This is a genomic window from Streptomyces griseorubiginosus (genome assembly GCF_036345115.1).
Lineage (GTDB): Bacteria > Actinomycetota > Actinomycetes > Streptomycetales > Streptomycetaceae > Streptomyces > Streptomyces griseorubiginosus_C.
This window is the reverse complement of sequence record NZ_CP107766.1, coordinates 3,296,774-3,321,947: the sequence shown is the minus strand read 5'-3', so window position 1 is coordinate 3,321,947 and position 25,174 is coordinate 3,296,774. Positions and strand designations below refer to the sequence as shown.

Sequence of the window (25,174 nt, the reverse complement as noted above, 5' to 3'; positions counted from 1 at the left end):
CGTGGCGTGTTCAGCCCGGCAGGGTCCGCGTAACACAGACGTACGCGTCGGCCTTCCTCACACTCCAGGAGTACGCCTTCATGGCCACGCGCCACGACATCCGCAACGTCGCCATCGTCGCCCACGTCGACCACGGCAAGACGACCATCGTCGACGGAATGCTGAAGCAGGCCGGTGCCTTCGCCGCCCATCAGCTCGACTCGGTCGACGACCGCATGATGGACTCGAACGACCTGGAGCGTGAGAAGGGCATCACGATCCTCGCCAAGAACACGGCGGTGAAGTACCACCCCAAGGACGGGGGGGACGTCATCACCATCAACATCATCGACACCCCCGGTCACGCCGACTTCGGCGGCGAGGTCGAGCGCGGTCTGTCGATGGTGGACGGTGTCGTCCTCCTCGTCGACGCCTCCGAGGGCCCGCTGCCGCAGACCCGCTTCGTGCTGCGCAAGGCGCTCCAGCAGCGGCTGCCCGTCATCCTGTGCATCAACAAGACGGACCGCCCCGACTCCCGCATCGACGAGGTCGTCAACGAGACCTACGACCTCTTCCTCGACCTGGACGCGGACGAGGAGCAGATCGAGTTCCCGATCGTCTACGCCTGCGGCCGGGACGGCATCGCCTCGCTGACCAAGCCGGAGAACGGCACGGTCCCGGCGGACTCCACCAGCCTGGAGCCGTTCTTCTCCACGATCCTCCAGCACATCCCGGCCCCGACGTACGACGAGGAGGCCCCGCTCCAGGCGCACGTCACCAACCTGGACGCCGACAACTTCCTCGGCCGTATCGCGCTCCTCCGCGTCGAGCAGGGCGAGCTGCGCAAGGGCCAGACGGTCGCCTGGATCAAGCGCGACGGCTCGATCAGCAACGTCCGGATCTCCGAGCTGATGATGACCGAGGCGCTGACCCGCAAGCCCGCCGAGAAGGCCGGCCCGGGTGACATCTGCGCCGTCGCCGGTATCCCCGACATCATGATCGGCGAGACCCTCGCGGACACCGAGAACCCGATCCCGCTGCCGCTGATCACGGTCGACGAGCCCGCGATCTCGATGACCATCGGCACCAACACCTCCCCGCTGGTGGGCCGTGGCGGCACCGGCAAGGGCGCCGACGCCAAGTCGGCCGTCAAGGACCGCAAGGTGACCGCCCGTCAGGTCAAGGACCGCCTCGACCGCGAGCTCATCGGCAACGTCTCGCTGCGCGTCCTGGACACCGACCGCCCGGACGCCTGGGAGGTCCAGGGCCGTGGTGAGCTCGCGCTCGCCATCCTGGTCGAGACCATGCGCCGGGAGGGCTTCGAGCTGACCATCGGCAAGCCCCAGGTCGTCACCAAGGACGTCGACGGCAAGGTGTACGAGCCCGTCGAGCGCATGACGATCGACGTACCCGAGGAGCACATGGGCGCGGTCACGCAGCTCATGGGTGTCCGCAAGGGCCGTATGGACAACATGTCGAACCACGGCTCCGGCTGGGTGCGCATGGAGTTCGTGGTGCCGTCCCGCGGTCTCATCGGCTTCCGGACCGAGTTCCTGACGCAGACCCGAGGCACCGGCATCGGGCACTCCATCCACGAGGGCTTCGAGCCCTGGTTCGGCACCCTCCAGACCCGCAACAACGGCTCCCTGGTCGCCGACCGCTCCGGTGCCGTCACCGCCTTCGCGATGACGAACCTTCAGGAGCGCGGTGTGCTCTTCGTGGAGCCCGGCACCGAGGTGTACGAGGGCATGATCGTCGGCGAGAACTCCCGCTCCGACGACATGGACGTCAACATCACCAAGGAGAAGAAGCTCACCAACATGCGGTCGTCCACGGCCGACGTGTCCGAGTCGATCGTCCCGCCGCGCAAGCTCTCCCTGGAGCAGTCCCTGGAGTTCTGCCGCGACGACGAGTGCGTCGAGGTGACCCCGGAGGCGGTCCGCATCCGCAAGGTCAACCTGGACGCCCGCGAGCGCGCCCGCGCCGCGAGCCGCGCCAAGCACGGCTGATCCGCCGGTGGCTGAGCCCGGTTCTCCGAGGTGAGGGGAGCCGGGCCTTCGGCGTGCCCGGGGATCGGGGCGTCGACGGGTCCTGCCGGGCCTTCGGTACGCGGGTAAGAAGCCTGTCCGTGACCTATGCGATACCGTCCGGTAATCGGTAATCCGTCCATCGTGTTTCGGACATGTGAACAGAAATCCATTGCGGTATGTCCGTTTTGACGGTCTGTCGGCTCACATGTCAAGCGCGCGCAGGTGTCAATCTTTGCAATTTTTCCTCAAAATATGGTCGGTAGGGAGATCCCTATGCCTTCCGCCCTTGACGCGCGTTGAACACTTTGGCGAAAGTTCCCCCAAACCACAGAACCTGCCGGTATCTGTGCTGCGCTCAACTCTCCAACCCCCCGGGGGAAGTACACACATGACCAGTCCAGTCGCCTTGGACCCCGAGCTCGAGTCGAACGCCGAGCCTGTCAAGGCCGAGCAGAAGCTCGAGGGTCGTTCTCCCGGCCAGTTGATGTGGCAGCGCTTCAAGCGTGACCGTACCGGTGTCATCTGCGCCGTGGTAGTGATTTTGTACTTCGTGATCTCGCTGGCCGCGCCCCTGCTGACCAAGATCAGCGGCACCGACCCGTACACGCTGTACGGACAGGACCCGACCTACGCCGACCAGCCCGTCCTGGACCAGTTCGGACTGCCCCTCGGCTACTTCGGCGGTGTCTCGGCCGACCACTGGTTCGGTGTGGAGCCGCAGTACGGCCGTGACCTGTTCGCCATGCTCGTGTACGGCATGCGGACCTCGCTGTTCATGGCCCTCGGCGTGACCGTCCTGCTGATGGCCACCGGCGTCGTCATCGGCCTCATCGGCGGCTACTTCGGCGGTCGTACGGACTACTGGATCGGCCGCGTCACCGACTTCTTCCTGTCCTTCCCCCAGCAGCTGTTCTTCATCGCCTTCATGCCCGTGGTCACCGCGTTCTTCGTCGACCCGCGGGAGGAGACCCCCACGTACTTCCGCGCACTGGCGATGCTGATCGTGCTGTGGCTGCTGGGCTGGATGGGTATGGCACGACTGGTCCGCTCCACCGTGCTGTCCCTGCGTGAGCGGGAGTTCGTCGAGGCCGCCAAGGTCTCCGGCGCCTCCCCCTGGCGGATCGTCCGCAAGGAGATCCTGCCGAACGTGGTGACGCCGATCCTGGTGCAGTTCACGTTCCAGCTGCCCAGCACCATCCTCACCATCGCCTTCCTCTCGTTCGCCGGTGTCGGGTTCGTCGAGCCGACTCCGGACTGGGGACGACTGTTCGCCGCCGCTGCCAACTACACCGAGCAGGACCCGGCGTTCCTCTTCTTCCCCGGCCTGGCGCTGGTGATGTTCGTTCTGGCCTTCAACCTCCTCGGAGACTCGGTCCGGGACGCTTTCGACCCCAAGTCCGGGCGGTAACTCGTCCATTGGTGGGGGGTGGCTGCCGCCCCCGCGTCGGCCTACCAGCCGCGTCAGGCAGTACTCATGGATAACAACCGACAGGTAGGTAATCGCCTCATGAAGCCCATCAGCTCGCGCAGAGCGCGCGCGATCGTCGTCGCCCTCGCGGCCGGTTCCCTGGCTCTCACGGCCTGCTCCAAGAACGAGGGCGGCGACTCCGGCGCCGACTCGAAGAAGGACCAGAAGGAGGCCTCCGTCCAGTCGAAGGCGGTCACCTACGCCGACGCCGCGGGCTCGACGGGTCCTGCCGAGGAAGTTCCGGGCGCCAAGCCCGGCGGCACGATCAACGTGTACCAGGAGGCGGGCCTCTCGCACCTGGACCCGGGCCAGATCTACGTCTCCGACGCCGGCCAGGTCGCCAACCTGCTCTTCCGTCGCCTGACCCAGTTCAAGGAGGACGGCAAGGGCGGCGTCTCGGTCGTCGGTGACCTCGCCACCGACGCCGGCAAGTCCTCGGACGGCGGCAAGACCTGGACCTTCACGCTGAAGGACGGCATCAAGGACCAGAACGGCAGCCCCATCACGTCCGCCGACGTCCGCCACACCGTCGAGCGCCAGTACGCGAAGTTCATCTTCGACGGCCCGACCTACCTCCAGACCTGGCTGAGCGGCGCGGACTACCGCAAGGCGCTCCCGGACGGCGGCTTCGGCAGCAAGCACCTGCCCGACTCGGTCCTGGCCACGCCGGACGACAAGACGGTCGTCTTCCACTTCGACACCGCGCGCCCGGACCTGCCGCAGACCCTGGCCATGGCCGGCTACGCCATCGTCCCGGAGAAGACGGACACCAAGGAGAAGTACGACAAGGCCCCGGTCGCCACGGGCCCGTACAAGATCGCCTCCAACAAGGTCGGCAAGGAACTCGTTCTCACGAAGAACACCAACTGGGACCCGAAGACCGACTCCGTGCGCCACCAGTACGCGGACAGCTTCGACATCCAGTTCGGCATCACCGAGTCGACCCAGACCAAGCGTCTGATCGCCGACCAGGGCGCCGACAAGAACGCCATCCAGCTCACCGGCAGCGTCGAGTCCACGCAGATCCAGGACGTCGTCGGCAACGCGGCGGTCAACAAGCGCACGGTCAAGGGCTACCAGCCCTACGTCATGCAGCTGTCGTTCAACCTCGACCGGGTCAAGGACATCAAGGTCCGCCAGGCCATCACCTACGCGGTCAACTCCAAGTCGCTCATCGCCGGTGAGGGCGGTGCCTACGGCGGCGACGTGGCGCCGAACTACTTCGCCCCGACCCTGCCGGGCTACGAGGCGAACTACGACCCGTACGGCCGTCTGAAGGCGCCGCAGGGCAACATCGCGAAGGCCAAGGAGATCCTCAAGACGGTCCCGGCCGCCGAGAAGAAGGTCGTCTTCGCCTACTCCAACAGCGAGCAGGGCCAGAAGCGCAAGGTCGCCATCGAGGACGCCCTGACCAAGGTCGGCTTCGACGTGGTGTCCAAGGAGGTCGACTCCGCGAGCTACTACGAGCAGATCGGCAAGCTCGACAACCCGTACGACATGTACATCTCCGGCTGGGGCCAGGACTGGCCGTCGCCGGGCACGGTGGTCACGCCCGTCTACGACGGCACGCAGGTCGCCGACGGTTCGCCGAACTACTCGCACGTGAAGGACCCGAAGGTCGACGCCCTCATCAAGAAGGCGCTGTCCGAGGACCCGACCGCGGCTGCCGCGACCTGGAAGGAAGCCCACCACTACCTTCTGGAGAAGATCATCCCGGCCGCCCCGCTCTGGTACACCAAGCAGTTCCAGCTCTCCGGCTCGAACATCGGTGGTGCCCGCTACGGCTCGGTGTCCAGCCTCATCGACATCAACCGTCTGTTCGTGAAGTCGTAACTCTCTACGGCTGATCGCGGGGGTGCGCACCAGGCGGAGCGCACCCCCGCACCTCCGTGAAACCTCCCACCGTCTCCGCAGAGAGCAGCCCTCCCGCCATGTTTCAGTTCATCATCCGGCGCACAGTCGGTGCCCTCGTCACCCTGATCCTCATCGGCGCCGCCACGTTCTTCCTGTTCGTCGCCGCGCCCTCCGACTACGCCTCCCTGGCCTGTGGCAAGGACTGCTCGCCCGCGAGACTCGAGGACATCCGTCAGGCGCTCGGCCTCAACCTGCCGATCCACCAGCAGTTCTGGGACTTCATGTCCGGCATCGTGATGGGCCGTGACTTCCCGACCGGACACTGCAGCGCCCCGTGCCTCGGCCAGTCGTTCTACTCGGGCGACATGGTCTGGTCGACGATCATGGACCGCTTCCCGACGACCCTCACGCTCACCGCGGGCGGTGCGGTCGTCTTCATCATCGTCGGCGTCGGCGCCGGCATGATCGCCGCCTACCGTCGCGGCACCCTGGTCGACAAGGTCGCCACCGGTGTGTCGATGGTGCTCAGTTCGTTCCAGATCTACGTGCTCGGCCCGATCGTCCTGCTGATCTTCGTCTACAGCACGGGCTGGATGGACAACCCGGCGTACCACCCGATCACCGAGGACCCGTGGAAGTGGTTCACCGGCCTGCTGCTGCCGGTGCTGGTGATGGCCACCATCTTCACCGCGCAGTACACGCGTATGGCGCGCTCCTCGATGATCGAGCAGCTCGCGGAGGAGCACGTCCGCACCGCACGCGCCAAGGGCATGTCGAACAGGTACGTGTTCTTCCGCTACGCCTGGCGCGGTTCGATGATCCCGATCGTCACCGTCCTCGGCATCGACATCAGCTCGATGCTCGGCGGCGCCGTGGTCACCGAGCTGACCTTCTCGCTCCAGGGGATCGGCCGTCTCGCCGTGGACGGCGCGGTCCACAAGGACCTGCCGCTCACCATGGGTGTCATGCTGTTCGGTGCCTTCTTCATCCTGATCGTCAACATCCTCACCGACATCGCGTACGCCTACATCGACCCGCGCGTCCGGCTCTCCTAGGAAGAACGAACCACCGTGACCACACTGACCAAGACCGAGGACGCGCCGGCCCCGACCGGTCCGGAGAGCTTCCTCTCGGTGCGTGATCTGAAGGTGCAGTTCTCCACCGAGGACGGCATCGTCAAGGCGGTCGACGGCCTCTCCTTCGACGTCGAGCGCGGCAAGACCCTGGGCATCGTCGGCGAGTCCGGCTCCGGGAAGTCCGTCACCAACCTGACGATCCTGGGCCTGCACAACCCCCGCAGCTCCTCCATCGACGGTGAGATCGTCCTCGACGGCAAGGAACTCGTCACCGCCACCGAGCGCGAGCTCGAGCAGCTCCGCGGCAACAAGATGGCGATGATCTTCCAGGACCCGCTGACCGCCCTGTCGCCGTTCTACACGGTGGGCCGGCAGCTGTCCGAGCCGTTCATGAAGCACCGCGGCGCCTCCAAGAAGGACGCCAAGGACCGGGCCATCCAGATGCTGGAGAAGGTCGGCATCCCGCAGCCCAAGGCGCGCTTCGACGACTACCCGCACCAGTTCTCCGGCGGTATGCGCCAGCGCGCGATGATCGCCATGGCTCTGATGTGCGACCCCGAGCTGCTGATCGCCGACGAGCCGACCACCGCGCTGGACGTCACCGTGCAGGCCCAGATCCTGGACCTGCTCAAGGACCTCCAGCAGGAGTTCGGCTCCGCGATCATCTTCATCACGCACGACCTCGGCGTCATCTCCAACATGGCCGACGACCTGCTGGTGATGTACGCCGGCCGGGCCGTGGAGCGCGGTTCCGTCCGGGAGGTCCTGGGCTCGCCCAAGCACCCCTACACCTGGGGCCTGCTGAGCTCGATGCCCCGCCTCGACGGCGACATCAACGAGGCCCTCGAGCCGATCCCCGGCTCGCCGCCCTCGCTGCTCAACCCGCCCTCCGGCTGCCCGTTCCACCCGCGCTGCGCCTTCAAGGACGAGGTACCGGGCACGCTGTGCACCGACTCGCGTCCGCCGCTGGGCGAGGGGCGCGCCTCCGCGTGCCACCTGACGGCCGAGCAGAAGCAGACCATCTTCATCGACAAGATCCAGCCCCGGCTGCGCTAGGGAGATCCGAGACATGAGCGACAACCTCACCCTCCCCGCCCAGCAGGGTTCGACCGGCACCTCGACCGAGGAACTCCTCAAGGTCGAGGGCCTGACGAAGCACTTCCCGATCTACGGCGGCTTCCCGATCAAACGCAAGGTCGGCGCCGTCCAGGCCGTCGATGGCGTCGACCTGACCGTCGGCGTCGGCGAGAGCGTCGGCCTGGTCGGCGAGTCCGGCTGCGGCAAGTCGACGACCGGTCGGCTGATCACGCGGCTCCTTGAGCCCACGGCCGGCAAGATCACGTACTCCGGTCAGGACATCACGCACGCCTCGCGCCGTCAGCTGGCGCCGGTGCGGTCCGAGATCCAGATGATCTTCCAGGACCCGTACTCCTCGCTGAACCCGCGCCAGACCGTCGGCTCGATCATCAAGTCGCCGATGGAGGTCAACGGGATCGAGCCGGAGGGCGGCCGGGAGAAGAAGGTCCGCGAGCTCCTCGAGCTGGTCGGCCTCAACCCCGAGCACTACAACCGCTTCCCGCACGAGTTCTCCGGCGGCCAGCGTCAGCGCATCGGCGTGGCCCGGGCGCTGGCCCTCCAGCCGAAGTTGATCGTGGCGGACGAGCCGGTGTCCGCGCTGGACGTGTCGATCCAGGCGCAGGTCGTGAACCTGCTCAAGAAGGTCCAGGACGAGCTGGGCATCGCGTTCCTGTTCATCGCCCACGACCTGGCCGTCGTACGGCACTTCTCGCAGCGGGTCGCGGTCATGTACCTCGGCAAGGTGGTCGAGGTCGGCGACCGGGACTCGATCTACAACCGGCCCCGGCACCCGTACACGCACGCGCTGCTGTCGGCGGTGCCGGAGGTCGACATCGACGGCACCGGCGCGAGCCGGGAGCGGATCCGGCTCTCCGGTGACGTGCCCTCGCCGATCCTGCCGCCGTCGGGCTGCCGCTTCCGTACGCGGTGCTGGAAGGCGCAGGACAAGTGCGCCACCGACGAGCCGCCGCTGGTCCAGATCTCCGGCAACAAGGCCGGCCACCTCACGGCCTGCCACTTCCCGGAGGACCCGACCACCGAGGCCCGCGACGAGGACGTCATCATGGACCCGGCGCTGAAGGCCCTGGAGGACGCGGCGGAGCCCGAGGACGCGCCGACGAAGGACTGACGGCCCCCCCTGTACGACCCCTCGGCCGGGAACGGAGACACAACTCCGTTCCCGGCCGTCGGCGTTCGAGACGGTGAGTGAAGGGGCCGGCCGGTCATGCCGAGGCCCCCTCCCCCAAAGGCCTATCAAGGCGTGCGGAATGCCCCTCAAGATCCGATATTGGCCGGTAACGGATCTTGTCTTGAGGAGGCACTCCATGCGGGGAGTCACGCACGCCAGATGGGTCGCATGCGCGGCGGCGGCAGCGGTCGCGGTGACGGGCTGCGGGGGTGGGGACAGCGGCGGCGGCAGCGGCAGCAGTGACGGCGGCGCCGTGCTCAGCTCCTCCTGGGGCGACCCGCAGAACCCGCTGGAGCCGGCCAACACCAACGAGGTGCAGGGCGGCAAGGTCCTCGACATGATCTTCCGCAGCCTCAAGAAGTACAACCCGGAGACCGGCAAGGCCGAGGACATGCTCGCCGAGAAGATCGACACGAGCGACTCGCAGAACTTCACGATCACCGTCAAGGACGGCTGGACCTTCAGCAACGGCGAGAAGGTCACCGCCAAGTCCTTCGTGGACGCCTGGAACTACGGCGCCTCCCTCAAGAACAACCAGAAGAACGCCTACTTCTTCGGCTACATCGACGGCTACGACAAGACCCACCCCGAGGACGGCAGCAAGCAGACCGCCGACACCCTCTCCGGCTTGAAGGTCACCGGCACCAACACCTTCACCGTCAAGCTCAACCAGAAGTTCTCGACCTTCCCCGACACCCTCGGCTACCCCGCCTACGCCCCGCTCCCGCAGGCCTTCTTCAGCGACCACGCGGCCTGGGTGAAGAAGCCCGTCGGCAACGGGCCGTACACCATCGAGTCGTACACCAAGGGCTCCCAGATGGCCCTGAAGAAGTGGGACGGCTACCCCGGCCCCGACAAGGCCCAGAACGGCGGCGTGACCCTCAAGGTCTACACCGACAACAACACCGCCTACACCGACCTCATGGCCGGCAACCTCGACCTGGTCGACGATGTCCCGGCCGCGCAGCTCAAGAACGTCCAGAACGACCTGGGTGACCGCTACATCAACACCCCGGCCGGCATCATCCAGACCCTGGCCTTCCCGTTCTACGACAAGAACTGGAACAAGGCCGGCATGGAGAAGGTCCGCACCGGCCTGTCCCGGGCCATCAACCGCGACCAGATCACCGAGACCATCTTCCAGAAGACCCGCACCCCCGCCACCGACTGGACCTCCCCGGTCCTCGGCAAGGAGGGCGGCTTCCAGGACGGCCTGTGCGGGGACGCCTGCGACTACGACCCCGCCGCCGCCAAGAAGCTCATCAAGGAGGGCGGCGGCCTCCCCGGCGGCTCGATCAAGATCACGTACAACGCGGACACCGGCTCCCACAAGCAGTGGGTCGACGCCGTCTGCAACTCCATCAACAACGCGCTCGACAACGACAAGGCCTGCGTCGGCAACCCCGTCGGCACCTTCGCCGACTTCCGCAGCCAGATCACCGCGAAGAAGATGAGCGGCCCCTTCCGCGCCGGCTGGCAGATGGACTACCCGCTCATCCAGAACTTCCTCCAGCCGCTCTACTACACCAACGCCTCCTCCAACGACGGCAAGTGGTCCAACAAGGACTTCGACAAGCTCGTCAACGAGGCCAACGCCGAGACCGACACCGCCAAGGCCATCGAGAAGTTCCAGGACGCCGAGAAGGTCGTACGGGACAACATGGCCGCCATCCCGCTCTGGTACCAGAACGGCAGCGCCGGCTACTCCGAGCGGCTCTCCAACGTGAAGCTCAACCCCTTCAGCGTCCCCGTCTACAACGAGATCAAGGTCGGCTGACCCGGCCATGGGACGGTACGTCGTCCGGCGTCTGCTCCAGATGATCCCGGTGTTCATCGGGTCGACCCTGCTGATCTTCCTCATGGTGAACGTGATGGGCGACCCCATCGCGGGCCTGTGCGGCGACAAGGAGTGCGACGCGGCGACGGCCGCCCAGCTCAAGCGGGAGTTCGGCCTCGACAAGCCGGTCTGGCAGCAATACCTGACCTACATGGGCAACGTCTTCACCGGCGACTTCGGCACCGCGTTCAACGGCCAGAAGGTCACCGAGCTGATGGCGACGGCGTTCCCGGTGACCATCAGGCTCACGATCGTCGCGATCCTCTTCGAGATCGTCATCGGCATCACCCTGGGCGTGCTCACCGGCCTCAAGCGCGGCCGGCCGGTGGACACCTCGGTGCTGCTGCTCACCCTCGTCGTGATCTCCGTCCCCACCTTCGTCACTGGCCTGCTGCTCCAGCTGCTCCTCGGCGTCGAATGGGGCTGGATCAAGCCGTCGGTGTCCGCCGACGCCACCTTCGGCGAGCTGATCGTGCCCGGCCTCGTCCTCGCGTCCGTGTCGCTGGCGTACGTCACCCGCCTGACCCGCACCTCGATCGCCGAGAACAGGCGCTCCGACTACGTCCGCACCGCGGTCGCGAAGGGCCTGCCCAGGCAGCGGGTCGTCGTACGGCACCTGCTGCGCAACTCGCTCATCCCCGTGGTCACCTTCATCGGCACCGACATCGGCGCCCTGATGGGCGGCGCGATCGTCACCGAGCGCATCTTCAACATCCATGGCGTCGGCTACCAGCTCTACCAGGGCATCCTGCGCCAGAACACCCAGACCGTGGTCGGCTTCGTGACGGTCCTCGTCCTGGTGTTCCTGGTGGCCAATCTGCTCGTCGACCTGCTGTACGCCGTCCTCGACCCCAGGATCCGCTATGCCTGAACCCCAGGAACCACAGGGAGCGATCGCCGGGACCGGCGCGGGCGGAGCGATGGACCTCGCGGTGAGCGAGGCGACCACCCTGGAGGGGGGCCGCCCGGACGGCCCGGGCCCCGCGGGCAAGCCCCGCTCCCTGTGGTCCGACGCCTGGCGCGACCTGCGCCGCAACCCCGTCTTCATCATCTCCGCCCTGGTGATCCTCTTCCTGGTCGTCATCTCCCTGTGGCCGTCGCTGATCGCCTCGGGCAACCCCCTCAAGTGCGACCTCTCCAAGGCCCAGGAGGGCTCCCAGCCGGGCCATCCCTTCGGCTACGACGGCCAGGGCTGCGACGTCTACACGCGCACCGTGTACGGCGCCCGTACGTCGGTGACGGTCGGCGTCTGCGCCACGCTCGGGGTGGCCCTGCTCGGCTCGGTCCTCGGCGGTCTCGCGGGCTTCTTCGGGGGCTTCTGGGACTCCCTCCTGTCCCGCCTCACCGACATCTTCTTCGCGATTCCGGTGGTGCTGGGCGGCCTGGTCCTGCTGTCGGTGGTCACCAGCAGCACGGTGTGGCCGGTGATCGGCTTCATGGTGCTGCTCGGCTGGCCGCAGATCTCCCGCATCGCGCGCGGCTCGGTCATCACGGCCAAACAGAACGACTACGTGCAGGCGGCGAGGGCCCTGGGCGCCTCCCACTCCCGGCTCCTGCTGCGGCACATCACCCCGAACGCGGTGGCTCCGGTGATCGTCGTGGCGACCATCGCGCTCGGCACGTACATCTCGCTGGAGGCCACCCTCTCCTACCTCGGCGTGGGCCTGAAGCCCCCCACGGTCAGCTGGGGCATCGACATCTCCGCCGCCTCCGCCTACATCCGCAACGCCCCGCACATGCTCCTGTGGCCCGCCGGCGCCCTCGCGATCACGGTCCTCGCCTTCATCATGCTCGGCGACGCGGTCCGCGACGCCCTCGACCCGAAGCTGAGGTGAGCGGGCGTGACGAGGGAAGTGGGGGGCGCCGGCGGTGCGGCCCGCCGAGTCCACGGTCCGCCCGGGGGCCCGGGGTGGCGCGTGCTCCGCGAGCGGATGCCGGGTGGGGTGGCCGGAGCCCGTGCCTCGGCCGGGGGGTGTGCGGGTTCCGGTCGGAGACGCCGTCGCCCCCCAGCAGCTCTGCCGCCCTGCCGAATCGCTCCCGCCGTACCGCACCGCAGCTCTGCTGTCCCGCCGCACCGCAACCCTCCCGCCGCGCCGCGCCGCGCCCCTCTCGCCCACCGTCCGTTCCGCCACCCCCGGGGTCGTGCCGCACCCCCGCCCGAAGCCGAGGTGAGTCGCCGTGCTGCTTGAAGTGCGTGATCTGCATGTGGAGTTCAGGACCAGGGACGGGGTCGCCAAGGCCGTCAACGGGGTCGACTACGCCGTCGACGCGGGGGAGACCCTCGCGGTGCTGGGGGAGTCCGGGTCGGGGAAGTCGGTGACCGCGCAGGCGATCATGGGGATCCTCGACATGCCCCCGGGAAAGGTCACCGGCGGGGAGATCGTCTTCCAGGGCAAGGACCTGCTCACGCTCAAGGAGGACGAGCGGCGCAGGATCCGCGGCGCCGAGATGGCGATGATCTTCCAGGACGCGCTGTCCTCCCTGAACCCGGTGCTCTCCGTCGGCGACCAGCTCGGCGAGATGTTCGTCGTGCACCGGGGGATGTCGAAGAAGGACGCCCGGGGCAAAGCCGTCGAGCTGATGGACCACGTGCGGATCCCCGCGGCCAAGGAACGCGTCAAGGACTACCCGCACCAGTTCTCCGGGGGCATGCGCCAGCGCATCATGATCGCGATGGCCCTCGCCCTGGAACCCGCGCTGATCATCGCCGACGAACCGACCACCGCCCTCGACGTCACGGTCCAGGCCCAGGTGATGGACCTGCTCGCCGAGCTCCAGCGCGAGTACAACATGGGGCTCATCCTCATCACCCACGACCTCGGAGTCGTCGCGGACGTCGCCGACCGGATCGCCGTCATGTACGCGGGCCGGATCGTCGAGCAGGCGCCGGTCCACGACATCTACAAGGCGCCCGCCCACCCGTACACGCGCGGACTCCTGGACTCCATCCCCCGTCTCGACCAGAAGGGCCAGGAGCTGTACGCGATCAAGGGGCTGCCGCCCAACTTGATGAACATCCCGCCGGGTTGCGCGTTCAACCCCCGCTGCCCGATGGCCCGCGACGTGTGCCGGATGGATGTACCACCCCTGTACGAAGTGGACGGTGTTGACGGCATGGATGGCACGGACGGCAGGCGGACCAGCGCCTGTCACTTCTGGACGGAGTGCCTCCATGGTTGAGCCGATCCTGGAAGTGGGTGGACTGGTCAAGCACTACCCGTTGACCCAGGGCATCCTGTTCAAGAGACAGGTCGGTGCCGTCAAGGCCGTCGACGGTGTGGACTTCACGCTCAACAAGGGCGAGACCCTCGGCATCGTCGGGGAGTCCGGCTGCGGCAAGTCGACCGTCGCCAAGATGCTGGTCAACCTCGAGCGGCCGACGCAAGGGTTGATCAAGTACAAGGGCGAGGACATCACCAAGCTGTCCGGCAAGGCCCTCAAGTCGGTCCGCCGCAACATCCAGATGGTCTTCCAGGACCCGTACACCTCGCTCAACCCCCGTATGACGGTGGGCGACATCATCGGGGAGCCGTACGACATCCACCCCGAGGTGGCCCCCAAGGGCGACCGCCGCAGGAAGGTCCAGGACCTGCTGGACGTCGTCGGCCTCAACCCCGAGTACATCAACCGCTATCCGCACCAGTTCTCCGGCGGCCAGCGCCAACGCATCGGCATCGCGCGCGGGTTGGCCCTGCGCCCCGAGGTGATCGTCGCCGACGAACCGGTCTCCGCCCTCGACGTCTCCGTCCAGGCCCAGGTCATCAACCTCCTCGACCGGCTCCAGAGCGACTTCGAGCTGTCGTACCTCTTCATCGCGCACGACCTGTCGATCGTCCGGCACATCTCGGACCGGGTCGGGGTGATGTACCTCGGGCGGATCGTGGAGATCGGCAGGGACGCCGAGATCTACGACCATCCCACGCACCCCTACACGCAGGCGCTGCTGTCCGCCGTGCCGGTGCCCGACCCCGAGGCCAGGGAACACCGGGAGCGGATCATCCTGGCCGGCGATGTCCCGTCCCCGACGAACATCCCCTCCGGGTGCCGCTTCCGCACCCGCTGCTGGAAGGCGCGGGAACGCTGCGCCCTGGAGGTGCCGGCACTGGCGGTCCCCGCGGAGTTCCGGCACACGAGCGGTCCGGCCGCCCACGACTCCGCCTGCCACTTCGCCGAGACCCTACCCATCAGGCGCTCCGCGCCGGGGCAGGTCGTGCCGGCGGAGGGCGCGGAGTAACAAGGCGGCAACTTGGCCGACCCGTTTCCGATATACGGACGCGTCAGGCTGAGGAACGTACGGCCGTGCGGGTGCCGTAAACGGGCCGGAGCGCGCCATGTCGCTCCGGCCCGTTGCCGTGCCTACGCCAGGCCCAACGACCGCTTCAGGAAGTCCAGTTGCAGCAGCAACAGGTTTTCGGCGACCGTCTCCTGCGGGGTCATGTGGGTCACCCCGGACAGCGGCAGCACCTCGTGCGGGCGGCCGGCGGCCAGCAGGGCCGAGGACAGGCGCAGGGAATGCGCGACGGCCACGTTGTCGTCCGCGAGGCCGTGAATGATCATCATCGGGCGGTGCGGCCCGACCGCGTCGACCAGACCCTCGTCGTCGACCAGGGAGTTGCGCCGGTAGACCTCCGGCTGCTCGTCCGGGAGGCCGAGGTAGCGCTCCTCGTAGTGGGTGTCGTACAGGCGCAGGTCGGTGACCGGGGCGCCGACCACGGCCGCGTGGAAGACGTCCGGGCGGCGCAGTACCGCGAGGGCCGCCAGATAGCCGCCGAAGGACCAGCCGCGGATCGCGACCCGGTCCAGGTCCAGCGGGAAGTCCCCGGCGACCGCCTGGAGCGCGTCCACCTGGTCCTGGAGGACCACCGCCGCGAGGTCGTCCCGGATCGCCTTCTCCCAGGCGGGGGAGCGGCCCGGGGTGCCCCGGCCGTCGGCCACCACGACCGCGAAACCCTGGTCGGCGAACCACTGCGAGGTGAGGTACGCGTTGCGCGCGGCAACCACCCGCTGACCGTGCGGACCCCCGTACGGGTCCAGCAAAACCGGAAGGGGGCTGTCACCGGCGTAGTCCTGCGGCATAAGCACGGCGCACGGGATCTTTCGTGCGCCCCCCTCGATGAGCGTCACGCGCGGGGACAAACCAGGATCTTCCGCATACGACATGACAGTCGCCGTCTCCTTGCCGTCGCGCAGCACCCGCGCGCGGGTCCCCGGCCGGTCGAGGCTCGCGGACACCAACACGGTCACGCCCCCGGCGCGCACCGCCGAGTGCACGCCGGGCTCCTGCGACACGCGCTCCACTCCGAGCTCGTTCACCCGATAGACGTGCACCTCGCCGGTCTCCGGTGACTCGGCGGCCGTACCCGCCGACGCCGAGACCAGCACGTCGTCCGCGGTGACGTCCAGCACCGCGCGGACGTGCAACTGCGGTCCGGTCAGCGGGCGTTCGCCGACCGCGAGGACCCGCGCGCCGCCCTCGTCGGCGATCCGCACCAGCCGTCCCGCAGGGCTCCAGCAGGGCACTCCAGGGAAAAGATCCAGCCAAATAGGATCTTCGTCCGCGTGCACCATCCGGGTCGCACCGGACTCCGGGTCCACCGCGAGATACAGCTGACTGCGCTGGTCGCGCGCCTGGACGAGCAGCAGCGGGGCACCTGCCGCTGACCAGTGCACATGGGCCAGATACGGATACCGCTTCCGGTCCCAGGAGACCTCCGTGCGCGTCCCGTCCAGGCCGATCACGAACAGCCGTACGTCCGCGTTGGGGGTGCCCGCCGCCGGGTACGGGACGTGTTGTGGATCACGCTCCGGGTGGGCCGGATCGGAGATCCACCAGCGCCGCACCGGCGTGTCGTCCACCCGTGCGACCAGCAGCCGGTCCGATTCCGGCGACCACCAGAAACCCCGCGTGCGACCCATCTCCTCGGCCGCGACGAACTCCGCCAGACCGTAGGTGACCTGATCCGACTCCGGGCCGGTGAGCACCCGGTCGTTCTCGCCCTCGGCGCCCACGATCCGCAGGGCGCCCCGCGCGACGTACGCGATGTGCCGTCCGTCCGGCGCCGGACGCGGATCGATCACCGGTCCGGGAACCGGCAGTTCACGGGCCGTACCGGCCCGCAGCTCCGCCGTGAAAAGCCGCCCTGACAAGGCGAAAGAGGCCAACTCGACGGCCGCGTCGGTGGCGTGTCCGACGATGCCCGCGCCCCCCTCCCGGCTGCGCTCGCGGCGCGCCCGCTCCTCGGGCGACAGCCGCTCCTCGGCGCCGCCCAGGAGGGCGCGCGGGTCGGCCGCCACGCGCTCCCGGCCGTCCGCCGTGTCGAGCACCCACAGCGAACTGGCTCTGTCGGTACCGGAGTTCGAGCGCAGGAACACGACACGCGACCCGTCGGGCGCCACGGTGAACGCGCGCGGCGCGCCGAGCGTGAAGCGCTGGGTGCGGGCGTGCCGACGGGGAAAGGAGTCAGGCTCGGTCGTCATGCCCCGACCATATTGGCCATGCGCCCCCTTGTGCGGCCGTGCGCCGACCGATGCGCAGGCACGGATAGTTATGATCACTACCGCATAGTGGGTATGAATCCGCTGGCTGCTGTATGGATTTATCTGCCCCCATAGTTCCGTTCCCGTCCGACCCCCCACGTCCCTGGGTTCTTTGGAGGTGAGCCGCCGTGGCACTCTCGATTTCGGCGGTGGTGCTGCTGGCGATCATCGTCTTCCTGCTGATCAAGAAGTCGGGTCTGAAGGGCGGACACGCGGTCGTGTGCATCCTGCTCGGCTTCTATCTCGCGGCTTCCTCGATCGCCCCGACGATCAGCGAGCTGACGACGAACATCGCGGGCATGATCGGCAGTATCAAGTTCTGACCCGTCCTCGACGACTGACGACCCGGCTGCGCGGGACTGTCGGTGGCCCCTCGTAGGCTGGGGCCATGACGGAACAGCCCGCTCGGCGTCTGCTCCTGGTGCACGCGCACCCGGACGACGAGTCGATCAACAACGGCGCGACCATGGCCAGGTACGCGGCCGAGGGTGCCCGGGTGACCTTGGTCACCTGCACCCTCGGTGAGCTCGGCGAGGTCATCCCGCCGGAGCTGAGGCACCTGTCCGGCCCCGCCCTCGGCGAGCACCGGCGGGGCGAGCTCACCGCGGCCATGCGCGAGCTCGGCGTCACGGACTTCCGGCTGCTCGGCGGCGCCGGGCGCTACCAGGACTCCGGGATGATGGGCCTCCCGGACAACGACGACCCCGCCTGCTTCTGGCAGGCAGACGTCGACCAGGCCGCCGCAGCCCTCGTCGAGGTGATCCTGGAGGTACGCCCCCAGGTCCTCGTCACCTACGACGACCACGGCGGCTACGGCCACCCCGACCACATCCAGGCCCACCGCGTCGCCATGCGGGCCGTCGAGCTCGCCGCCGACGCCGGCTGGGAGATCGCGAAGGTCTACTGGAACCGCGTCCCGCGCACGGTCGGCGAGCAGGCCTTCGCCGAGCTCCACGTCGACCTGCCCGGCCTCCCCTTCGACAAGGCCGGCGTCCTCGACGACGTACCGGGTGTGGTCGACGACGAGCGGATCACCACGGAGATCGACGGCACGGCGTACGCCGCCGCCAAGAGCGCCGCGATGGCCGCGCACGCGACCCAGATCGAGGTGTCGGGGTCGTACTTCGCACTCTCCAACGAACTCGCGCAACCTCTCTTCACCACCGAGTACTACGAATTGGTCAGAGGGGAACACGGCACCACCAGGGAGACCGACCTGTTCTCCGGGATCGAGGGCGCGTCATGAGCGACCGTACGTCGATGCTGGCCCAGCCCCTGCAACGCCCGTCCGCGGGCCGGGCCGCCGCCTACCTCGGGCTCTTCGTGCTCGGCGCGGTCGTCGGGCTCGCCGGATCGCTGGTGCAGGGCGGCTGGTTCCCGGGCGGACTGCTGCTCGCGCTGCTCGGCGAGGCCGGACTCGTGCTCGGCGGTGCCCGCGCCGCCGGCAGCCGGGCCGGGGCCGTAGCGCCCGCCGGCGGCTGGATGGTCGCCGTCATCTTCCTCACCGCCAGCCGTCCGGAAGGCGACTTCGTCTTCGCCGCGGGAAGCGGCTCCTATCTCTTCCTGCTCGGCGGTATGGCAGTTGCTGTGATCTGCGCCACCCTTGGCCTGGGGCGGCAACCGGGCGGCGACGCCGTCCGACTTGGCAAGTGACGTACCACTTCTCCGTATCGCATGCGTGCGAGTCCCGTGTGGGTTTCCACAGCGGTCGTGGGATACGGGCCAGAAGTGGCCAGTATGGTGGTGCGCGCCGCCGACGCCCGAAGCAGTGAGGTCGAAACGGGCGGCGGAGCCAACCGGGAGAACCTGCCTTGAGTCGTGAAACTGACAGTCCGTCCTCCGGGCCCAACGGGCGCGGCGGAGCCGCCTACCCCTCGGGCACGCCGCCGTACGGGACGCCCCAGGTGTCCGACGGCGGTCCGGACGCGGGCCGTTCGGGCGCACAGCCGGAGGAGCGCAAGACCGAGACCACGCTGACGACCCGGATCCGGATCAACATCCCGGGGTCGCGGCCCATTCCGCCGGTCGTCGTGCGCCAGCCCGTCGGTGAGACGGACGGCTCCGTCGACAAAGGCGCGGACACCGAGGCGTCGGCGCCGAGTTCCTCCTCGACCACGGGCACCGTCGAGCTGCCCGCCGAACCCGCCCCGCCCGCCGAGGAGAAGGCGAGCGACTGGTTCGCACCCCGCAAGTCCGGCCCCGCGAAGGGCGGTCCGGGCGGCGGCGCGAGCAACGGTGCGGGTCTGCCGGGTGGTTCGGGTGCGGCGCCGGGTTCCGGTGGGCCGGGTGGCGCGGGTGGTGCCGGTGCGGCCGGTCCCCGTCACGGCGGCTCGGGTGCTGCCGCGTCGGGCGGTGCGCGGCCCGGTGGCCGGCCCGGTGGAGTGGTCGGTTCCATGAGCATGCCGGGCGGATCGCGCTCCGGCGGTACGAACGGCGCCGGGCTCCCGGGCGCCACCGGCGGTCCGGTGGCCCCCGGCCACGGCGGCGGCACGGGCTCCTTCGACGTGACCGAGGCCCTCAACGCAGGTCCCCTCGGCCCCGGCCAGCGCGGCCAGGAACCCCGCCGCGACGACCTCCCGTACTTCGCGGAGAACGGCAACGGCACGGCCGGACCGAACGGCGAGAACGGCCAGGGCGGCTTCGGCGGCCAGGCCGGGCAGGACGCGCTGAACGGCCAGGGTGGCTTCGGTGGTCCCGGCGGTCAGGACGGCTTCGGCGGCCAGGCCGGGCAGGACCCCCTGAACGCGCAAGGCGGCTTCGGCGGGCAGGGCGGTCCCGGCGGTCAGGGCAGCCAGAACGGCCAGAGCGGCTTCGGCACGCAGGGCGGCTCCGGTGGCCCCGGCGGTCAGAACGGCGGGATCGACTACGGCGGCCAGGGCGGCCAGATCGACTACGGCGGCGGCTTCGGCGGACCGCAGGGCCCCGCCGGACCGGGTGGATCCCAGGGCCCCGCGGGCCCGACCGGCGGCCCCGTCACCGGTGACGGACCGGTCGTGCCGCCCGCCGGACCGGACCCCTTCGCCGGGGCCGAGTCCTTCGGCGGCGAGTCCTTCACCGGTTCCGACGGCTTCGGCGGTCAGGGCGGACCCGGCGGCGGCCAGGGCGGTCAGGTCGGCCCCGCCGGCCAGGGCGCTCCCAACGCTCAGCGCGGCCCGGGCGGCTCCCGCGGCCCCGGCGGTCCCCGCGGCAGGAGCGGACCAGGTGCGTCCGGCGGTCCCGGCGGCCCCGGAACCGCAGCGACCCCCGGCACCCCCGGCCTCTCCGGCGCCCCCGCAGGAGCCGGCGGCCCCGCCACCCTCGGCGGCCCCGGCACTCCCGGCCGCCCCGGCGGCACCCCCACGCTCGGCGGCGCCCCCGGCGCCGGCCCCGGCCTGGGCGCAGGACCCGGTGCCGGCCTCGGCCCCGGCGGCGGTCTGAGCGACGACACCGCGATCCTCACCCCGCAGAAGCCGGCCCCCGGACCGGGCGCCCCCGGCTTCGGCAACCCGGACAACGTCTCCGGGCACACCGTCACCAGCGGCATCCCGGTCGTGCCCCCGGGCACCCAGGGACCGGGCGGCGCCGACGCGCGCCCCGCCCCGAAGGCACCCGACACCGCCTCGCAGGGCACTTCGGCCGGCTCGTCGAAGAAGAAGAAAAAGAAGGGCCGCAGCAAGCTGGCGATGGTCGGCGGCACCGTGGTCCTCCTCGGCGTCTGCGCCTACGGCGCCGGTCTGCTGATGAACCGTTCCGACGTCCCCAAGGGCACCACCGTGCTCGGCGTGGACATCGGCGGCGGCACCCGCGACGACGCCGTCAAGAAGCTCGACGACGCCCTCGGCAAGCGGGTCAACGAACCGTTGAAACTGTCGGTCGGCGGCGACACCGTCTCGCTCAGGCCGGACCAGGCGGGCCTCCAGCTCGACGACCAGGCCACGGTCGCCGCGGCCGCGAAGAGCGACTACAACCCGGTCTCGGTGATCGGCTCCCTCTTCGGCAACCACCGGGTCGTCGACCCGGTCATGCCGGTGGACGAGGAGAAGCTCCAGGCGGCCCTGGAGAACGCCTCGGGCGGCGCCGGATCGGCGACCGACGGCACGATCAAGTTCCAGAACGGCAAGGCCGTCGCCGTCTACGGCAAGGCCGGCAAGGGCATCGACGTCGCCAGGTCGACCACCGCCGTCGAGGAGGCGTACCGCACCCAGGTGGAGACCGGTACCGCGGGCGCGGTCACGCTCCCGACCACCACCAAGGAGCCGTCGGTCTCGAACGCCGAGGTCGACCGGATGATGAAGGAGTTCGCCGAGCCCGCGATGTCCGAGCGCGTCACGATCAAGACCGACGCGACGCACAGCATCGACTTCGGCTCGGTGTCCCTGCCGAAGATCCTCGGCTTCAAGGCGGTCGGCGGCAAGCTCGTGGAGACGTACAACCTCGAAGCGCTCAAGGAGGCGTACGGCACCACCTTCGACGGTGTGCAGATCAACGGCGCCAGCGGCAAGCGGGACGTCCTCCCGCAGGACGTCGCGTCCGCGCTGGGCAAGGCGCTGCGCGGCAAGACGCCGGCGGACCGCATCGTCGTCATCGACACGAACCCGAGCTGAGCACCCACGACAGAGCGGGAACCGCACCGGAGTGCCGCTGACATGACATCTGTCATGCGGCACTCCGGACGGCCGACACTGCCGGCCGCCGCACCCGCGCGGCCACCATGGCCGTATGACAACGACAGCCCCGGTGGTCGCGTTCGACCAGGTGAGCAAGGCATACGGCGACGTACGCGCCGTGGACGGACTGAGTCTGACCCTGCGGCCGGGGGAGACCGTGGCGCTGCTGGGTCCCAACGGCGCCGGCAAGTCGACCACCCTCGATCTGCTGCTCGGCCTCAAGCAGCCCGATGGCGGCAGTGTCCGGCTCTTCGGCACCACCCCGCGTGAGGCGATCGTCGCCGGTCGCGTGGGCGCCATGCTGCAGAGCGGCGGGTTGATGGACGAGGTCACGGTCGCCGAGCTGGTCCGGCTCGCCTGCGCCCTGCACCCGAAGCCGTACAAGGCGAACGACGTCCTCGCCCGCGCCGGGATCGCCCAGATCGCCGACCGCAAGGTCAACAAGCTCTCCGGCGGCCAGGCCCAGCGCGTCCGCTTCGCCCTCGCCACCGCCGGCGACAGCGACCTGATCGTCCTGGACGAGCCGACGACCGGCATGGACGTCACCACCCGCCAGGCCTTCTGGGCCACCATGCGCGAACAGGCCGACCAGGGCCGTACGGTCCTCTTCGCCACCCACTACCTGGAGGAGGCGGACGCGATCGCCGACCGGGTGCTGGTGCTGCACCGGGGCCGGCTCCTCGCCGACGGCACCGCCGCCGAGATCAAGGCCAAGGCGGGCGCCAGGAGGGTCTCGTTCGACCTGGAGGGCACCATCGACGAGGCGCCCCTGCGCCAACTGCCCTTCCTGACCGGCATCGACATCTCCGGCCACACCGTCCGCATCCAGTCCTCCGACGCCGACGCGACCGTCCACGCCCTCTACGGCCTCGGCGTCTACCCCCGCAACCTCGAAGTCGCCGGGCTCGGCCTGGAGCAGGCCTTCGTCGCCATCACCGCCGCCGAGGAGGCCAAGCAGTCATGAACAGCCTGATCAAGCTGGAACTCACCCGCGCCCTGCGCAACCGGAAGTTCCTGTTCTTCTCGGTGATGTACCCGTCGCTGCTGTTCCTGATCATCGCGGGCAACGCCGACAGCACGAGCAAGGTCGACGGCACCGGCCTGACCCTGCCGACCTACATGATGGTCTCGATGGCCTCCTTCGGCGCCCTGACCGCCGTCCTGATGGGCAACAGCGAGCGCATCGCGAAGGAGCGGGAGGGCGGCTGGGTACGCCAGTTGAGGCTGACGACCCTGCCGGGGCGCGGCTATGTCCTCGCGAAGACGGCGAGCGCGGCCGTGGTCAGCCTGCCCTCGATCGTGATCGTGTTCGTCGTCGCCGCGGTCGTCAAGGACGTACGCCTGGACGCCTGGCAGTGGCTCACCCTCACCGGCGCGATCTGGGCCGGCAGCCTCGTCTTCGCCGCGCTCGGCGTCGCCATCGGCTACCTCGCCACCGGTGACGCGGTCCGCCCGATCACGATGATCACCTACTTCGGCCTGTCGATGCTGGGCGGCCTGTGGATGCCCACGACGACGTTCCCGCAGTGGCTCCAGGACATCGCCAAGTGGCTGCCCACGCACGCGTACGCTGCCCTCGGGCAGGCCATCGAACAGAGCCGCGCCCCGCACGCACAGGACATCGCCATCCTGGTCGTCTCGTTCGCCCTGTTCGCGGGCGGCGCGGCCTGGCTGTACCGGAAGGACACGTTGAAGGCGTGAGCGGCACCGGCGTCGGGATCGGGCAGCGCCCGGAGACCCGCAAGCAGATGATGGTCAAGATGCTGTGGACGGGCATCTGGCTGGTCTATCTGAGCGCGCCCGTCTCGGACCTCCTGCACGGCGGCCACGGCCTCGTGGCCGTCGTGCTCGGCTGGCTCGGCCTCGCGGGCTTCGTCGCCTGGTACCTGGCCCTGCTGTTCAGGACCGGCCGCCGCAACGCCCAGGAGTTCGTGCTCACTTCGCTCGCGGTCCTCTCCGCCGAGTCGACCCTGCTCGCCCTCACCCTGGGCCGCGAGTGGCTCGTCCTCTTCGTGTACGTGTCGATCGCGTCCGGCGCGGCCCTGCCGCTGCGGCTCGCCCGCTGGACCATCCCCGCCGCGTCCGCCCTGATGGCGGCCCTCGCCCTGATCGTCGCCGACGGCACGGACTACATCGGCGCCCTGCTCATCCCGGCCCTGCTCGGCGGCTTCGCGATGACCGGCGTACGCGAACTGGTGCGGACGACCATAGAGTTGCGGGAGGCGAGGGCGCGGGTCGCCCAGCTCGCCGCCAACGAGGAACGCCTGCGTCTGGCGAGGGACCTGCACGACCTCCTCGGCCACTCCCTGTCCCTCATCACCCTGAAGAGCGAGCTGGCGGGCCGGATGCTGCCCGCCCACCCGGACAAGGCGGCCCAGCAGGTCGCCGACATCGAACAGGTCAGCAGGCAGGCCCTGGTGGACGTCCGCGAGGCCGTCTCCGGCTATCGGCGCGCCCGCCTGGCCGCGGAACTCGCGGGCGCCCAGGTCGCGTTGGCGGCCGCCGGAGTCACCGCCACCCTGCCCGCCGAACCCGACCTCACCGGCGTCCCCGAGGAGAGCGAGTCGGCCCTGGCCTGGGCGCTGCGGGAGGCGGTCACCAACGTCGTACGGCACAGCGGTGCCCGCGGCTGCACGGTGGAGCTGCTGCACCGCCAGACCCTCGACGGACCGCGGCTCGAACTCACCGTCGAGGACGACGGATCCGGAGGAGCGGGGGCAGGCCCCGGCAACGGCCTCACCGGACTCACCGAACGCCTGGAGAAGGCCGGCGGCACCCTGGAGGCCACCGGCACCCGGCACGGCTTCCGGCTGGTCGCCCGTGTGCCCGCCGGTTCCGCGGCCGACGTAGGATCCGCCCCATGACGAGCCGCACGATCAAGGTCCTCCTCGCCGAGGACCAGTCGATGGTCCGCGAGGCACTGGCCGCACTGCTCGGCCTGGAGGACGACATCGAGGTCGTGGCCCAAGTGGCCCGCGGCGACGAGGTCCTGGCGGCGGCCCGCGCCCACGACGTCGACGTGGCTCTCATGGACATCGAGATGCCGGGCGCCACGGGCATAGAGGCGGCGGCCCAGCTCCACAAGGAACTCCCGGCGGTCAAGCTGGTCATCCTCACGACCTTCGGCCGCCCCGGCTACCTCCGCAGCGCGATGGAGTCGGGCGCCGACGCCTTCCTGGTGAAGGACGCCCCCGCGGCCCAACTGGCCGAAGCGGTACGCAAGGTGCTCGCGGGGGAGCGCGTCATCGACCCCACCCTGGCGGCAGCGGCCCTGGCGGAGGGCGCGAACCCCCTGACGGACCGGGAGCGCGAGGTCCTGCGAGCGGCGGCGGACGGCTCCACGAACGCGGAGCTCGCCAAGGAGCTCCACCTCTCCCAGGGCACGGTCCGCAACTACCTCTCGACGGCGATCCAGAAACTGGCGGTGAGAAACAGGGCAGAGGCGGTGAGGATCGCGCGTGAGAAGGGGTGGCTCTGATTG

At 69.4% G+C, this 25,174-nt stretch carries 20 protein-coding genes; 19 read left to right on the top strand and 1 reads right to left on the bottom strand.

The genetic code is table 11. The features are described from left to right. Window positions 1–80: 80 nt before the first annotated feature. The 11 genes from typA to OHN19_RS14735 all read left to right on the top strand — a co-directional run bounded on the left by typA (window position 81) and on the right by OHN19_RS14735 (window position 14,744). Complete coding sequence (typA, locus tag OHN19_RS14785; protein WP_123762864.1) at window positions 81–1,988, top strand: translational GTPase TypA; 1,908 nt, start codon at window positions 81–83, stop codon at window positions 1,986–1,988. A 409-nt stretch (window positions 1,989–2,397) separates the two neighbouring features. Further along, a complete protein-coding gene (locus OHN19_RS14780) occupies window positions 2,398–3,417 on the top strand; it encodes an ABC transporter permease (protein WP_330264633.1) in 1,020 nt (339 codons plus the stop codon). Window positions 3,418–3,516: 99 nt separating this feature from the next. After that, complete coding sequence (locus OHN19_RS14775; protein ID WP_330264632.1) at window positions 3,517–5,310, top strand: ABC transporter substrate-binding protein; 1,794 nt, start codon at window positions 3,517–3,519, stop codon at window positions 5,308–5,310. A gap of 98 nt (window positions 5,311–5,408) precedes the next feature. Next, window positions 5,409–6,386: an ABC transporter permease gene (locus OHN19_RS14770; RefSeq protein WP_330264631.1), complete on the top strand. Its 978-nt coding sequence runs from the start codon at window positions 5,409–5,411 to the stop codon at window positions 6,384–6,386. Between the two features lie 15 nt (window positions 6,387–6,401). Then, a complete protein-coding gene (locus tag OHN19_RS14765) occupies window positions 6,402–7,463 on the top strand; it encodes an ABC transporter ATP-binding protein (protein ID WP_330264630.1) in 1,062 nt (353 codons plus the stop codon). Window positions 7,464–7,476: 13 nt separating this feature from the next. Then, the gene (locus OHN19_RS14760; RefSeq protein WP_330264629.1) at window positions 7,477–8,613 is read left to right on the top strand and encodes a dipeptide ABC transporter ATP-binding protein; all 1,137 of its coding nucleotides are present in this window, start codon (window positions 7,477–7,479) and stop codon (window positions 8,611–8,613) included. A gap of 196 nt (window positions 8,614–8,809) precedes the next feature. Continuing rightward, the gene (locus OHN19_RS14755; RefSeq protein ID WP_330264628.1) at window positions 8,810–10,450 is read left to right on the top strand and encodes an ABC transporter substrate-binding protein; all 1,641 of its coding nucleotides are present in this window, start codon (window positions 8,810–8,812) and stop codon (window positions 10,448–10,450) included. 7 nt (window positions 10,451–10,457) lie between these two features. Then, on the top strand, window positions 10,458–11,381 hold the full coding sequence (locus OHN19_RS14750) for an ABC transporter permease (protein WP_330264627.1): 924 nt from the start codon (window positions 10,458–10,460) through the stop codon (window positions 11,379–11,381). Continuing rightward, on the top strand, window positions 11,374–12,345 hold the full coding sequence (locus OHN19_RS14745) for an ABC transporter permease (protein WP_330264626.1): 972 nt from the start codon (window positions 11,374–11,376) through the stop codon (window positions 12,343–12,345). Before OHN19_RS14750 ends, OHN19_RS14745 begins: the two co-directional genes overlap by 8 nt. A 343-nt stretch (window positions 12,346–12,688) precedes the next feature. After that, entirely contained in the window at window positions 12,689–13,690 is a 1,002-nt protein-coding gene (locus tag OHN19_RS14740) for an ABC transporter ATP-binding protein (protein WP_330264625.1), read from the top strand. After that, window positions 13,683–14,744, top strand: a complete 1,062-nt coding sequence (locus tag OHN19_RS14735; protein WP_330264624.1) for a dipeptide ABC transporter ATP-binding protein — start codon at window positions 13,683–13,685, stop codon at window positions 14,742–14,744. Before OHN19_RS14740 ends, OHN19_RS14735 begins: the two co-directional genes overlap by 8 nt. A gap of 122 nt (window positions 14,745–14,866) precedes the next feature. On the opposite strand, the gene OHN19_RS14730 is transcribed toward OHN19_RS14735, so the two are convergent. Continuing rightward, a complete protein-coding gene (locus OHN19_RS14730) occupies window positions 14,867–16,987 on the bottom strand; it encodes a S9 family peptidase (protein ID WP_330264623.1) in 2,121 nt (706 codons plus the stop codon). A gap of 188 nt (window positions 16,988–17,175) precedes the next feature. On the opposite strand from OHN19_RS14730, the gene OHN19_RS14725 reads away from it, so the two are divergent. The 8 genes from OHN19_RS14725 to OHN19_RS14690 all read left to right on the top strand — a co-directional run bounded on the left by OHN19_RS14725 (window position 17,176) and on the right by OHN19_RS14690 (window position 25,171). After that, the gene (locus OHN19_RS14725) at window positions 17,176–17,370 is read left to right on the top strand and encodes a hypothetical protein (protein WP_031041890.1); all 195 of its coding nucleotides are present in this window, start codon (window positions 17,176–17,178) and stop codon (window positions 17,368–17,370) included. Between the two features lie 65 nt (window positions 17,371–17,435). Continuing rightward, on the top strand, window positions 17,436–18,293 hold the full coding sequence (gene mshB / locus OHN19_RS14720; RefSeq protein ID WP_330264622.1) for an N-acetyl-1-D-myo-inositol-2-amino-2-deoxy-alpha-D-glucopyranoside deacetylase: 858 nt from the start codon (window positions 17,436–17,438) through the stop codon (window positions 18,291–18,293). Continuing rightward, window positions 18,290–18,700, top strand: a complete 411-nt coding sequence (locus OHN19_RS14715) for a DUF6113 family protein (protein ID WP_330264621.1) — start codon at window positions 18,290–18,292, stop codon at window positions 18,698–18,700. The genes mshB and OHN19_RS14715 overlap by 4 nt, the downstream gene beginning before the upstream one ends. Window positions 18,701–18,858: 158 nt before the next feature. Continuing rightward, complete coding sequence (locus tag OHN19_RS14710; protein WP_330264620.1) at window positions 18,859–21,630, top strand: hypothetical protein; 2,772 nt, start codon at window positions 18,859–18,861, stop codon at window positions 21,628–21,630. 115 nt (window positions 21,631–21,745) lie between these two features. Further along, entirely contained in the window at window positions 21,746–22,657 is a 912-nt protein-coding gene (locus OHN19_RS14705) for an ABC transporter ATP-binding protein (protein WP_330264619.1), read from the top strand. Further along, window positions 22,654–23,394, top strand: coding sequence for an ABC transporter permease (locus OHN19_RS14700; protein WP_330264618.1), 741 nt, complete (start codon window positions 22,654–22,656; stop codon window positions 23,392–23,394). The genes OHN19_RS14705 and OHN19_RS14700 overlap by 4 nt, the downstream gene beginning before the upstream one ends. Then, entirely contained in the window at window positions 23,391–24,557 is a 1,167-nt protein-coding gene (locus OHN19_RS14695; RefSeq protein WP_330264617.1) for a sensor histidine kinase, read from the top strand. Before OHN19_RS14700 ends, OHN19_RS14695 begins: the two co-directional genes overlap by 4 nt. Then, window positions 24,554–25,171 carry a response regulator transcription factor gene (locus OHN19_RS14690; protein ID WP_330264616.1) on the top strand — a complete coding sequence of 206 codons (618 nt, stop codon included), beginning with the start codon at window positions 24,554–24,556 and terminating at the stop codon, window positions 25,169–25,171. The genes OHN19_RS14695 and OHN19_RS14690 overlap by 4 nt, the downstream gene beginning before the upstream one ends. The last annotated feature ends 3 nt before the right edge of the window (window positions 25,172–25,174 follow it).

Excerpts from the sequence above, each read along its gene's own strand:
- typA (WP_123762864.1), top strand. The coding sequence starts at position 81 with ATGGCCACGCGCCACGACATCCGCAACGTCGCCATCGTCGCCCACGTC.
- OHN19_RS14780 (WP_330264633.1), top strand. The coding sequence starts at position 2,398 with ATGACCAGTCCAGTCGCCTTGGACCCCGAGCTCGAGTCGAACGCCGAG.
- OHN19_RS14775 (WP_330264632.1), top strand. The coding sequence starts at position 3,517 with ATGAAGCCCATCAGCTCGCGCAGAGCGCGCGCGATCGTCGTCGCCCTC.
- OHN19_RS14770 (WP_330264631.1), top strand. The coding sequence starts at position 5,409 with ATGTTTCAGTTCATCATCCGGCGCACAGTCGGTGCCCTCGTCACCCTG.
- OHN19_RS14760 (WP_330264629.1), top strand. The coding sequence starts at position 7,477 with ATGAGCGACAACCTCACCCTCCCCGCCCAGCAGGGTTCGACCGGCACC.
- OHN19_RS14755 (WP_330264628.1), top strand. The coding sequence starts at position 8,810 with ATGCGGGGAGTCACGCACGCCAGATGGGTCGCATGCGCGGCGGCGGCA.
- OHN19_RS14750 (WP_330264627.1), top strand. The coding sequence starts at position 10,458 with ATGGGACGGTACGTCGTCCGGCGTCTGCTCCAGATGATCCCGGTGTTC.
- OHN19_RS14745 (WP_330264626.1), top strand. The coding sequence starts at position 11,374 with ATGCCTGAACCCCAGGAACCACAGGGAGCGATCGCCGGGACCGGCGCG.
- OHN19_RS14735 (WP_330264624.1), top strand. The coding sequence starts at position 13,683 with ATGGTTGAGCCGATCCTGGAAGTGGGTGGACTGGTCAAGCACTACCCG.
- OHN19_RS14730 (WP_330264623.1), bottom strand. The coding sequence starts at position 16,987 with ATGACGACCGAGCCTGACTCCTTTCCCCGTCGGCACGCCCGCACCCAG.
- mshB (WP_330264622.1), top strand. The coding sequence starts at position 17,436 with ATGACGGAACAGCCCGCTCGGCGTCTGCTCCTGGTGCACGCGCACCCG.
- OHN19_RS14715 (WP_330264621.1), top strand. The coding sequence starts at position 18,290 with ATGAGCGACCGTACGTCGATGCTGGCCCAGCCCCTGCAACGCCCGTCC.
- OHN19_RS14705 (WP_330264619.1), top strand. The coding sequence starts at position 21,746 with ATGACAACGACAGCCCCGGTGGTCGCGTTCGACCAGGTGAGCAAGGCA.
- OHN19_RS14700 (WP_330264618.1), top strand. The coding sequence starts at position 22,654 with ATGAACAGCCTGATCAAGCTGGAACTCACCCGCGCCCTGCGCAACCGG.
- OHN19_RS14690 (WP_330264616.1), top strand. The coding sequence starts at position 24,554 with ATGACGAGCCGCACGATCAAGGTCCTCCTCGCCGAGGACCAGTCGATG.